The following is a 12,284-nucleotide window of genomic DNA, read 5'->3' on the forward strand; positions in this document are numbered from 1 at the left end:
ACATTATGAAAGATTTATCCCAACATCCATGTTTTAATGCTGAAGCAAAACATAAATATGCAAGAGTACACTTGCCGGTAGCTCCCAAGTGTAATATACAGTGTAATTATTGCAATCGAAAGTACGATTGTTGTAACGAAAGTCGCCCGGGTGTGACAAGTACAGTACTGTCTCCATTGCAATCGGTGCACTATATGAAAGCATTATCCGAGAAAATCCCGAATATCAGTGTCGTTGGCATAGCAGGTCCGGGCGATCCGTTTGCTAATGCTGAAGAAACATTGCAAACAATGAGGTTGGCTCAAAAAGAGTTTCCAGATCTTATATTTTGTCTATCATCCAATGGATTAGACTTGGCTCCATACATAGATGAAATAGCCGAAATAGGAGTGTCTCATGTAACGATAACCGTAAATTCGCTGAACCCCGAAACACTGGCTAAAATATATCGTTGGGTACGCTACAAAAGACGTGTATACAGAGGTGAAGAAGGAGGTAAAGTATTGTTGGAGCAGCAACTTTATTGTATACAAAAGTTGAAAGAAAAAAATATAACAGTAAAGATAAATACAGTTATATGCCCAGGGATTAATGATCACGAAATAGAGGACTTGGCTAAAAAGGTTTCTGAATTAGGTGCTGATACAATGAATTGCATACCAATGTATCCAACAGAAAATACTGAATTCGAAATTTTAAAGGAACCATCGAAAGAGATGATGAAGGACATAAAAGCTCGTATTTCTAAATATATTAAGCCAATGGCACATTGCGCTCGTTGTAGAGCAGATGCTGCCGGATTGTTGGGACACGATAATGCAGAGGCGATGAATATGATAGGTCAGTTTTCATCCTTGGTCGTCAATAAGGGAAAAGGTCGTGAGCGAGTAGCCGTTGCCAGTAACGAAGGATTATTAGTAAATATGCATTTGGGTGAAGCCCGTAAGGTATACATATTCGAACAATCTAAAAATGGATATCATTTTGTAGAAACTCGAAATACTCCCCCCGAAGGAACCGGAATGAGTCGCTGGAAGGAACTAGCAGAAAAGACATTGATGGATTGTCAGGCAATACTCGTTGCCGGGATAGGAGAAACTCCGATGAAGGTAATGCAGGAAAATGGTGTAAAGGTGATCCAAATGAATGGTCTGATAGATGCAGGTCTGGATGCTATTTACCTAAATCTGCCAATAAAGACGCTATGTAGAAGCGAATATACTAAATGTGGAGAAACATGCCGAGGTACCGGTAGCGGCTGCGGATAAGCTCTACTAATCAAAATGCAATTACAATTAAAAAACTAAAATAGAAAAATATATGAAAAAACCTAATTATATGATAATGGTATGTAATTCTTACAGAGTTGCCGGTGATGCACAAGGATTCTGCAATAAACAAGGTGCAACGTCTTTTGTCCAATATATTTCCGAAGAGTGCTCAGATAGGGGTATTAATGCAGTTGTTACCACCACCGCTTGTCTGAGTGTTTGCAGTCAGGGGCCGGTAGTGGTAATTCAGCCCAATAATTTTTGGTATGGAGGTGTGACTGAAGATAAATTGGATGAAATATTAGATGCACTAGAAGAAGACAAAGCTGTAAATGAATATTTGATTACAGATTAATGTTTAGGATTAAATAAAATACACTCTATGGAAGCGATGAAAAATATTCATATTATAGATTCTACACTTCGAGATGGAGAACAAGCCCCAGGTGTTGTATTTTCAGAACAAGAAAAAATACATATAGCTCAAATGTTGGATGAGATTGGCATTGATGAAATAGAAGCCGGGACACCAGCTATGGGTGAAGACGAATGTCTCATAATCCGCAAAATTGCAGATATGAATTTAAATGCTCGTATTTCGGTATGGAGCCGTGCCATAAAACAAGATATATTGACTGCAGCTAAGACCGGAGCTAGAGGGATTCATATTGCATTTCCATTATCAGATATTCAGTTAACAAGTATGAATAAAGACTGGACAATGATGAGAGACAGCCTTCCTGAGATGGTTGGAATAGCTAAATATTATTTCGACTATGTGAGTGTAGGTGCTCAAGATGCAAGCCGATGTGGGATAGAGAGATTGTTTGAGTTTATAGGTATAGCCGAAGAATTAAGTGTCAGTCGTATACGGCTTGCAGATACAGTTGGAATTTTCACTCCTTTGGGAATTATGGATTTGATAAAAAAAATATTGAATCTATATCCTCATCTGAATATAGACTTTCATGGACATAATGACTTAGGTCTGGCAACAGCGAATGCCATTACTGCATGGCAATCCGGAGCATCGACATTGAGTGTAACTGTTAATGGATTGGGCGAACGGGCTGGTAATTCGGCTTTAGAAGAGGTTGTTATGACCATGTTATTAACAGAAAAACAAAATAAATACTCAACTTCAACATTGTACTCATTATGTGAGTACGTATCCATAGTATCAAAACGTCCAATATCTGTAGGGAAAGCTATTTCCGGTAATATGGCTTTTAGCCATGAATCAGGTATTCATGCTAAAAGCTCTTTGATCAATACAAATGCTTTTCAAGCATTCGATGGAGAACTCATCGGTAGAGAAAGTTCCAGAAATCTTTTTGGTAAACATTCAGGTAAAGGTGCTGTTATAGATTTTTTAGACAAACAGCATGTTACAATAGATAATACTAAAATAGATAGGCTAATGGCAATAATTCATCAAATGGCACAGACTTATCGGCGAAATATATATGGTACAGAGATTATAGCAGCATATTGGGCTTTAAAATAGGATTGCAATATCAATGTGATCTAATTATCCATAAATACATATCATTAAGATATTTAAAATTGAAACAAACGGTGGATGTGTGTAAATAATAACTATTTTTGTTTCATAAAGTCGTTTTGTGTTTACTGTGTTAAAATGGGAAAAATATGTATTGCGATAAAATGAAACGTAGCTGCTATGCTGAAACTGATTTAACGTTTTTGGTTAATATAAGCAATGCGATTGGTCATAGTCAGGATATATATAAAGATCTGGAATTGGTATTAAATGATTTGTGCGACTTTTTAGATGCACAATACAGCATGATAACAATAGTTGATCGAAATTATGATAAAATTATGATTAGTGCAGCTCATGGCTTAACTAAAGAGGAGAAAAGCAGAGGAGTATACAAAATAGGAGAAGGCATTATCGGAGAAGTAGTTCAGACCGAAACACCTGTTGTAATAAAAGATATTTCTAAAAACTCTAAGTTTTTAAATAAAACAGGAATAAAAAGAAATAACAATCAGATGATGGCATTTCTTTGTGTTCCTATTATTCTGAAGAATGAAATAACCGGAACATTGAGTATTCATAAGGCTCATCAAGGTATTGTAGATTTCTCAGCAGAAATAAAATTCCTGAATATTGTGGGTATGCTAATAGGAAAGAATGTATCAATAAGACGTAAGCACATAGAAGAATTAGAAGAGTTACGAAAAGAAAATATAAAACTCAGAAAAGAAAACTATGTAAAGCCCGATAATATTGTTGGTAATTCATCTTTGATGAATGATTTATATAACCTTATAAATAGAGTTGCACCAACCAATAGTACAGTTATGATTAGAGGTGAAAGTGGAGTTGGTAAAGAACTAATAGCTGAAGCTATACACAATGCCAGTGAAAGAGCTTCTAAGCCTTTTATCAAAGTAAATTGTTCTGCTCTTCCAGAAAACCTCATAGAAAGTGAATTGTTCGGCCACGAAAAAGGTTCTTTCACAGGAGCTAATGCGTCACATATGGGACGTTTTGAAATGGCTAACGGAGGTACAATATTTTTAGATGAAATAGGAGATGTTCCGCTTTCAATACAAGTAAAGCTATTAAGAGTAATACAGCAACGGCAAATAGAAAGAGTTGGAGGAACTAAAACAATAAATATAAATGTACGGATAATAACAGCAACAAATAGAAATCTGGAAGAAATGATCAAGCAGGATACTTTTCGGGAAGATTTTTATTATCGAATAAATGTATTTCCGATCTACGTGCCGTCATTGAGAGAAAGACGAGCTGACATACCTATATTAACGGATCATTTTATTGCAAAATTAAACAAGATTAATAAGACAAATGTAAAACGTATAACAGGAGGCGCGTTAGATATGCTAATGATGTACTCATGGCCGGGTAATATTCGGGAACTGGAAAATGTTATAGAACGAGCTATGATATTGACTATGGACGGAGTTATACACTCGTATAATTTACCACCCACATTACAGACCGGAGTTTCCTCTGATACTGTAGATAAAGGAACATTAAACAGCATTTTAGAGCGAGTTGAAAAGCAACTAATTATAGATACTTTAATAGCTGTACGCGGAAGTATTGTTAAGGCCTCTAGCCAATTAGGAGTGACAGAGCGTATAATGGGATTAAGAATCAATAAATATAATATTCAGATACAGGACTATAAAAATCTTACGGATGAAGCCAGTTAATACAAACATAGTTAGTTGTGACTATACAAATACTGATCATCTGAATGCGTTAGGTGATTTAATGAATGCATACATTGCTGATAATATGGGTGGCGGTGATCCACTGAATAAGTTAAAGCAATTGAGATTAGTTGATGGCTTAAATCAACATCCAACCTCAATTGTATTATTAGCTATGTGCGAAGATATATTTTGTGGATTATTAGTCGCATTTCAAAATTTTTCCACATTTACAGTTAGCCCTATGATTAATATTCATGATCTGATAGTATTACCGGCATATAGAGGTAAAGATATTGGATGCTTATTATTGAAGGAAATCATAAATATAGCAAACGATAAAAAATGTAGTAGAATTACATTAGAAGTTCGAAATGATAATTTGGTCGCTCAAAATTTATATAAAAAAATAGGATTTGCCGAAGCAGAGCCATCTATGTACTATTGGCGAAAGAATTTACTCTAAATCAGATCATCATCAATCAATTTAAATAAAAATAAAGAATGAGTACAGATTTAATAATTCCGGAAAAAGATTTGTACGCTGTATTATGTACAAGTTTAGAATATGCAAACTCTTATTATTCAATGTTGGCAAAAAGCATCAATACCCCAAAGCCCCGTTTTGATAATGACTTTTTGTATAATCTGGCTATAATGAGCACCGAAAAATATTTTGTTGCGCTTCTAGCTCGTTATGATTGGAATGCTTCTCATCACATGCCATTAGCCATGTATAAAGAGGCATTAGACTTTGATTCCGAACTTCCTGAATCGATAAAACAAACAGCAATTTTTGTGGGTAAGTTTGAAGCAATCTGTTCCATTGACGGTTTCGGATATCGTACACCATCACATCAAGATCTGCAAGAAATGGTAAAGGGTATTGAAGAATTAAAGCAATGGGTTGAAAAAAGAAAAGATGAAATATCATACTTATTCAGCAAATGATCAAAAATAGTTTTTCAACACTAACTTAAAAAGTACGAGATTAAAAAAACGAAATCTTTGGACCATGTTATTGTTCGATAATCCTTTTTAGCCTAAAAATAAAAGAATAACTCACTTATATTTTACTAATCAAATCAATTCTTAAAAAGAGTGACTTAATTTGGTTTGGCATGCTCCTATTTTAATCTATAGATTTCGCCATGTAACAACTCTATAATACTTACTGTGAATTAATGGTTTGGCTACAAACTAATTTGAAGTATTTGGCTGTATTTTATTCCTTTCTGTTTTAAGTAGAGGATGGATGTAAACAAAAAACACGAATACTTATATTTCAAATTCTTCTATCCACTGTGTTTTGGACTTTTCTTATATAAAAAGATGGAAATTAAAAATCTGAGAAAATCTCAGATTTGCTGTTCGTTGCATATTCCCTAAAAGGTAACGACTATTATTCTGTGTTTTTCTTAGATTTACTTACTTGATTTTTAGTATATAAGGCCGTTTTTGTGTATTTTTCTGTGATTTGCTATGTTTTGGATAGGTAACGATTTAGAAACCAGCTTGGTTCTTAGATCTGCTTAATTTCCTCACTATATAAAGAGCGACTTACGAATGTAAAGATAAAAAATATCGGAGTATAATAAGCCTTTTTTAGACTTTTGTATTCCTCTAAAAAAATAACTAATACCTGTATTTAATATAAGTGAATTGTCTAGACAATAAGTATTTAGGGAGACTATCTCCTTTTCAACGAATAGACTGTTGCTGTGCTATTAAATAAGGCGATTTCTTATCATACCCTACTAAAGAATGCAGAAAAGGAAGAAATCGGAGTAAATAATAATTTTATATTCGTTAAATCTGAACATAGATATTTCAAAATACATTATGATGACATTTTATTCATAGAGGGATTAAAGGTGCATGTAATTATTCATACAAGTGACAAGCGTATCATAACAAAAATGTATATCCGAACTGTATTGGATCTGCTTCCCTGAAAGAATTCTTTTGAGCTAACAAATCGTATATAGTCAATCTTGATAAAATTAATTCTTTTAACAATAACAATGTCTACATCTTTAAGACTATAGAATAAATTTCTCTAAGTTTAGAATTTTCAAACAATTTAGACAACAATGATTTTATGTCTTGGATAGAAAAGTTAAAATTTTTTGTTATAGTTATGCGTTTTTTTACCAATAAAAAACACATAACTATAATACTCTCCGTACTTCTCAAACAAATTTATCTCGAGATCAATACCTTTAATAAAATTGAGTACTTCGTTATTAGTCTGATATTTTTCAGACAATCTTTCCAATTCTATATCTATAGGACAAAAATAGTTCCACCAACAAGAATCAGGCATTATATGATGAGAGACAGGAACTAAATCAGAATCAAACATGTCATTAATTCTATTATACAAATAATCAATTTCCATATTATTGTTTTGAAAAAAAGCAGCAACCTCCTCAGGAATATATGAAGTATTCCAGCAGTAAGCACATAAAACAATATAACCATTCTCCCGTATAAATTGGCTCCAATCAATCAATGCTTCTTTATAACTTATACTTGAAGGTAATAGCTCTGACCATATTAAATCCAATTCATTACTTTTCAAATGAATCTGATCCAATGGATAGTGTATCGGATGAATATATTTATCTAATTTTTGAAGATTCAGTTCCTTTTTGAAATTATTAATATATTCTTTACGATGATCTATTGAGATAATTCTTGCTTTAGTGAACTCATAAAGTTCTACACTTTGGTATCCATGGCCACAACCTATATTTGCTATTTTTTTTATATTATGAATATCATCTATTGAATTAATTACCTTTTTTGTCATAGAATAACTTCGAGGAGCTAAACCTTCCAGTTCGTATATAAATTCAGAAATTAATATATCTGGTAAATTCATGATCTTTTTAGATTCAAATATATAGTTATAGCAGGCTTTCTGAAATGATCTTGATCAATTTGGAAAAAGCCAATAATTTAAGTTTACTTTTGTGAATCTTTAATGTTTACGTGTATGAATAACATACCCAACTTGCTTGCAAGAAAATACAATGTTTATTTATCTGATAAATCAATTCAGAAGTTGAATCAAGCGCTAATTTCTGTATCGTACGATGAGGATGAAATTATAATTAGTATGAATCAGGTATGTAGGGATATATACATTATAGAAAAGGGTATAGTTCGACAGTTCTACTATAAGGAAGGACGGGATATTTCAGAACATTTCTCATGCGAAGGAGACATTTTCTTTTGTACGGAAAGTTTATTTCTACAAAAGCCGACTACTTTATTAGTTCAATCAATCGAACCGTCAGTTATACACAAATTAAATTATAAAAAATTCGAACATCTATGCGACCAATACACCGATATAAATCAATTATATAGGCGATTTGTTGAACAGGATCTTATTGAAACCCAGAAAAAAGCAGACTCATGGAGGTTTGAGAACGCAAGAGACCGTTATGTGCAATTTTGTGCTAATTATCCGCAAGTTGCAAGCAGAGCCTCCATCGCTCATATTGCGAGTTATCTGTTAATGACTCCCGAAACTCTGAGCAGAATCCGAAGTCGTAAGTAGATTCAATGACTTACTATTTTTATTTATTATAAGAATAGTATATTAAAAAGAATAATGATATGAAAATTTTTATTGGTAATACTCTGAATTAGCTTTATAAAGGGTAAAGATAAAATAAGGTCACTCTTAATAATTTTGCTTTTGATAATGTAACACACATCTTAGTCATTTGAATATAAAAAAAACTCTGACGGTAATTTCTTGGGCATATTTATTTAAGTACCATTCATTCCTTAAATCGATTCAAACACATACCTATATTTCAGAGGTCATTTTAGTCGGTTGAGTCAAAAAAATCATTTAAATGAATTAGTGTCATAATATCTTTGACATTATATATTATATAAATGAATAATTGATCGATGTATAAGTTATGTATGTGCCTTACTATCTTGTTTTTTATTTTTGAACCAACAAAGTCACAAGAAATAATAAAAGAAAGCCTTGATAGTATAAATGAATCTATTCGACAAACTCCTTTTTTTGTACACAAACAATGGGAGACTAGCGAAGAGGAAATTATAAAGTTTACAGACTCCCAGCCTGCGTTTGGAGTGTATAAAGATAATTTTTTTTGCAACAGGTTTTCCTTTAAATAAAACTCTAAATAGACAAACTTCAGATGTTCTTTTTCAAATAAGTATTCGTCATCGGCTGACACGCAGCCATCTTCCATTTCATTCATTCTTATACTTAACTTATACTCAAAAATCATTTTGGGACATCTATGCCCAGTCTGCACTATTCAGAGATAACAATTATAACCCGGGTATAGGATTGGGGCGATACATTGTGCATGACAATAAACTCTATGGAATAACATTTCTTCAGATAGAGCATGAGTCTTATGTCTTCGGAACTTTGGGTAAATTTTATATGCGGAACTTTGTCTGGAGGTTTGCTTACAAGTCTAAAGGATGATAACTTCTGTAATTCATTTAATACCATTTGAGTATGGATCGCAACATTTCCTTCGGCATGATGAATTTTATGCTGCTCAATAAATTGCATATCTGCTACCCATGAGAATTGTTTTTCAAGGGATGCCCAATCTTTATTTTCAGCTAGTTGCCAGATCATAATTCATTCTCTTTTCTATACTTGGTTTCCCAAAGTAGATTTGCCCGTTTCCAGCTACGAGTCCAATGTTCATCGGTTTTTACATGTCCTTTGCGGACATACTTGAACACATTATGCATAAAATCGCCAACCGGATATTCTTCAATATTTCGGGCGACAACGCCTTCACGAGTACAGTTTTCACCTGTAAATGGATTGAGCGAGCCAAAAACACTTTCTTCTTGTGCCCAACTTTCTATTTCAATTTGTAATGCTTCTTTTGTTAAATCTTTTGTTGGTTCGATAGCTAATTCGGGAACGGTTGGTAAATCAAACATCGCTGCATAAAACTTGACCTCTTCCCATGATAGTCATTTATCCATTTGGCGTACGGCAAAAATAAAATAATATTCATCAATACGTTTGTATTCAATAGAATGGACTGCGTACAGATTTTCTCCAAAGAGTTCTATATTTCCCAAGTCATTTTTCATCAGTTCGCAACGTTCCCGCAATTGGATTGTCCAAGGTGACGTGGTCGGTGCAGCATGTGAGCGGGCAAATACTCCGTACTGGTTGAGGCAGTTATTTTCTCCATCCAGTTTTTCAGTATGTAGAAGGGTTTCTATTTTTTGAATATCTTCCCAATAAGTATGATTGAATCGGTCATCGCTTGTCGTTCCCGGAGAAAACGAATAGTGATAGGTGCGACCATATTTTTGTGATAACATAATTGTAATTGTTTAATTTATAAATATATGAATTTCTCATCCAACGGATATATCAATCTGTCAGACTTCTTAAAACAGGGGTGATACCCCTTATGAAATAAACAATTACATGACTTCTCGTTTTTTAAGGCTATGAGTTATACTCTACGACTTCTGATACAATGTCTTTTTCGAAACTTATTTTTAACCAATCTGGGTCTATTCCAATAATCTGAGGTTTGAACCCTATATAATATATAAGTGCATTTTTTTCTACACAATCCGGTTCTCCTAAATATTCTTTTACTTCTTCTTTTGTTTTTCCTTTTAATAATTTATCCTTCTTTAAACTAGTTGAATATTCGTATCGTATTTCTCTATTATTAAGCCAAATTTCTCTGTCAAAATTTCGGTCAGGATAATAACTCATAGTAAAAATTACGCATAATACTATGATAAGATATACTATTGGAGCTGTTATTATGGATGCAATTATACTATATAGAGATAGTCTTTGTACTTTCAGCTTTTTTAATACCCATTTCCAAATGAAAAATAATACTACCATTAATAGTAGTACAATTATATATACTTCAATGCTAATACCAAATGGTTGAAACATACTGATATAATTTATTTTTGATAAATATATAACTTATTTTGATATATATTTCACATCCACATAATCAGTCAGCCATACACCATTATCCGATTGATAAAAAAGAATACCATCCTTTTGCATTTTACCCGTCATGATAGTCAGTATAACAACTTTACCATGCCTTGCACCAACTTTGGTTGCAGTTTCCTTATCCTTACTCAGATGAACGTGCTGGCGACTGCCTTTTACAATACCTTGTTCCATAATGGAAGATAGAAAACGGGTTGCTGTTCCGTGGTATAGAAATTCAGGAGGCTCGACCGGCGATAGCGCAAGGTCGATATTGATTGAATGCCCCTGATTGGCTCTTATCTTATTTCGTTTCTCATTGAACGAATAACGTTGCTTGTCATTTGTTTCTACGATTTCGATAAGTTCTTCCTCCGAAAAATGGAAACGGTGTTTTTTACATTTTTCAATAAGTTCCTTTACATTAGCCCAACCGTTTTCGTCAAGCTCCAATCCTATTTTATCCGGATCGTGCCTGAGCACAAGGCTCAGGAATTTACCGATCCGCTTTTTATCTTGTTCTGTCATTTTAGTCTTTATTATTTAGAAGGAGAAGTATTCGAAATACTTGTTCCATATTATTTCTTCGTACTTGAAAGCATAGCTTTCCGCATAATTTTCACCTCTGGCTATCCTTCTTGATTTGGTATTTATCCTGTCATGATGATGTCCCAGCTCATGAAGAAAAATATGTAAAAGCAGATATGCTTTAATCTGATTTTCAGTAAAATCACATATTACATAATCTTTCTTTACCTGGCTCTTAACCCCCAATCGGTCAAATATGCTTTTATGAGCTTTGAAATACCCTAAGCTATATTCTTTTCTCATTTCTTTCTCCCATGCACATATAGCAATTACTCCATTCTGATACCAACCATCTGTATAGTAATCACCACTTGCTAATAATACTGCATCAAACATAACATCAATTTCTTCCCTATTAGGTAATATCTCCAAAAATTGTTTTATATCCCTTTTCTTTAAGAAGTGTTTATATCCTTTTCCCGGATTTTCTATATCAATTTGAATTTCATCCTGACTAGTATTCCAATAATTAGAAGTTTCTATATTTCGATTTTTATTGCTTACTCTTCCATTCTTTATTTTTGTTGCTGTTCGTCTCGTAAACATAATTTTCTTTTTTAGTTCAACGATTCCTGTATTACTTTCACAGGATTTCCTCTGTCCAGATTGTTATGGTTATCCCAATTATCCTGTGCTTGTTGCATGGTCTGTTCTTGGTTCCAAGTCGAGAGTTTAATTAATAGCCGTTCGGTAGCCAACTTTTTATTCTGTAATTGTGACCGCTGATCAGATGCTGTTACACTCATTCCCGACGGAGCATGAGTAGCTCTCACTGCCGATTCGGTTTTATTGACATGCTGACCGCCGGGACCAGAAGATCGTAATGTTTGATAGGTGATATATTTCGGATCTATTTCACTCAGTTCTGTCGGAGTAAAAGAATTTACCCCTACGAACCAGTTCTTTCGTTTATGATAGATACGATAAGGGCTTTGTGTTATCCATTGAATAGTCCCTTCCCATTCATCCACTATTTCATCTACCTTACTGCCTTCAAGAAATACAATTGCTGAAAACAGCGTGCGATTCATATCTCCTTCCTCCCGTTCAATGACCTCAGCTATTAATCCCAGCTTTCGGGCTTGTATCAGTATCTTCTCCAATACCAATGCTACCACACGGCAACATTCAGCAGGGCCACGTCCGGAAGTTATTTGTAAATATATTTTATTATTATTCATCTAGTTTGTTTAATAAAA

13 protein-coding genes and 2 pseudogenes are annotated in these 12,284 nt (G+C 33.6%); 8 read left to right on the top strand and 7 right to left on the bottom strand.

Going from position 1 to position 12,284, the window contains the following annotated elements:
- Positions 1-5: 5 nt before the first annotated feature.
- The 6 genes from nifB (at position 6) to K322_RS0106540 (ending at position 5,438) form a co-directional block, all read left to right on the top strand.
- Positions 6-1,268: a nitrogenase cofactor biosynthesis protein NifB gene (nifB, locus tag K322_RS0106515; RefSeq protein ID WP_035331502.1), complete on the top strand. Its 1,263-nt coding sequence runs from the start codon at positions 6-8 to the stop codon at positions 1,266-1,268.
- A gap of 52 nt (positions 1,269-1,320) precedes the next feature.
- Positions 1,321-1,626, top strand: a complete 306-nt coding sequence (locus K322_RS0106520; protein ID WP_026626164.1) for a (2Fe-2S) ferredoxin domain-containing protein — start codon at positions 1,321-1,323, stop codon at positions 1,624-1,626.
- 27 nt (positions 1,627-1,653) lie between these two features.
- Positions 1,654-2,778 carry a homocitrate synthase/isopropylmalate synthase family protein gene (locus K322_RS0106525; protein ID WP_035331504.1) on the top strand — a complete coding sequence of 375 codons (1,125 nt, stop codon included), beginning with the start codon at positions 1,654-1,656 and terminating at the stop codon, positions 2,776-2,778.
- Positions 2,779-2,924: 146 nt separating this feature from the next.
- Complete coding sequence (locus tag K322_RS0106530) at positions 2,925-4,487, top strand: sigma-54 interaction domain-containing protein (RefSeq protein ID WP_026626166.1); 1,563 nt, start codon at positions 2,925-2,927, stop codon at positions 4,485-4,487.
- Entirely contained in the window at positions 4,474-4,953 is a 480-nt protein-coding gene (locus K322_RS0106535) for a GNAT family N-acetyltransferase (protein ID WP_026626167.1), read from the top strand. Before K322_RS0106530 ends, K322_RS0106535 begins: the two co-directional genes overlap by 14 nt.
- Before the next feature lie 38 nt (positions 4,954-4,991).
- Complete coding sequence (locus K322_RS0106540; protein WP_026626168.1) at positions 4,992-5,438, top strand: hypothetical protein; 447 nt, start codon at positions 4,992-4,994, stop codon at positions 5,436-5,438.
- Positions 5,439-6,606: 1,168 nt separating this feature from the next.
- On the opposite strand, the gene K322_RS0106550 is transcribed toward K322_RS0106540, so the two are convergent.
- Entirely contained in the window at positions 6,607-7,374 is a 768-nt protein-coding gene (locus K322_RS0106550) for a class I SAM-dependent methyltransferase (protein ID WP_026626170.1), read from the bottom strand.
- 114 nt (positions 7,375-7,488) lie between these two features.
- Between K322_RS0106550 and K322_RS0106555 the strand changes: the two genes are divergently transcribed.
- On the top strand, positions 7,489-8,058 hold the full coding sequence (locus K322_RS0106555) for a Crp/Fnr family transcriptional regulator (RefSeq protein ID WP_026626171.1): 570 nt from the start codon (positions 7,489-7,491) through the stop codon (positions 8,056-8,058).
- 549 nt (positions 8,059-8,607) lie between these two features.
- Positions 8,608-8,787, top strand: a pseudogene (locus tag K322_RS21135) (phospholipase A); the annotation flags it as partial.
- A 12-nt stretch (positions 8,788-8,799) separates the two neighbouring features.
- Here K322_RS21135 and K322_RS21140 read toward each other — a convergent pair.
- The 6 genes and pseudogenes from K322_RS21140 to prfH all read right to left on the bottom strand — a co-directional run bounded on the left by K322_RS21140 (position 8,800) and on the right by prfH (position 12,266).
- Positions 8,800-9,138, bottom strand: coding sequence for a hypothetical protein (locus K322_RS21140; RefSeq protein WP_026626173.1), 339 nt, complete (start codon positions 9,136-9,138; stop codon positions 8,800-8,802).
- A pseudogene (locus K322_RS18770) lies at positions 9,135-9,848 on the bottom strand (RNA ligase family protein). Before K322_RS18770 ends, K322_RS21140 begins: the two are co-directional and overlap by 4 nt.
- Positions 9,849-9,978: 130 nt before the next feature.
- Positions 9,979-10,449, bottom strand: a complete 471-nt coding sequence (locus K322_RS18775) for a hypothetical protein (RefSeq protein ID WP_051290674.1) — start codon at positions 10,447-10,449, stop codon at positions 9,979-9,981.
- 33 nt (positions 10,450-10,482) lie between these two features.
- Complete coding sequence (locus K322_RS0106580) at positions 10,483-11,025, bottom strand: RNA 2'-phosphotransferase (RefSeq protein WP_026626174.1); 543 nt, start codon at positions 11,023-11,025, stop codon at positions 10,483-10,485.
- Positions 11,026-11,040: 15 nt separating this feature from the next.
- The gene (locus tag K322_RS0106585) at positions 11,041-11,631 is read right to left on the bottom strand and encodes a hypothetical protein (protein WP_026626175.1); all 591 of its coding nucleotides are present in this window, start codon (positions 11,629-11,631) and stop codon (positions 11,041-11,043) included.
- Between the two features lie 11 nt (positions 11,632-11,642).
- Complete coding sequence (prfH, locus tag K322_RS0106590) at positions 11,643-12,266, bottom strand: peptide chain release factor H (protein WP_026626176.1); 624 nt, start codon at positions 12,264-12,266, stop codon at positions 11,643-11,645.
- Positions 12,267-12,284: the final 18 nt, after the last annotated feature.

It is taken from the genome of Indolivaga capnocytophagoides DSM 22835, assembly GCF_000426485.1.
Lineage (GTDB): Bacteria > Bacteroidota > Bacteroidia > Bacteroidales > Dysgonomonadaceae > Dysgonomonas_A > Dysgonomonas_A capnocytophagoides.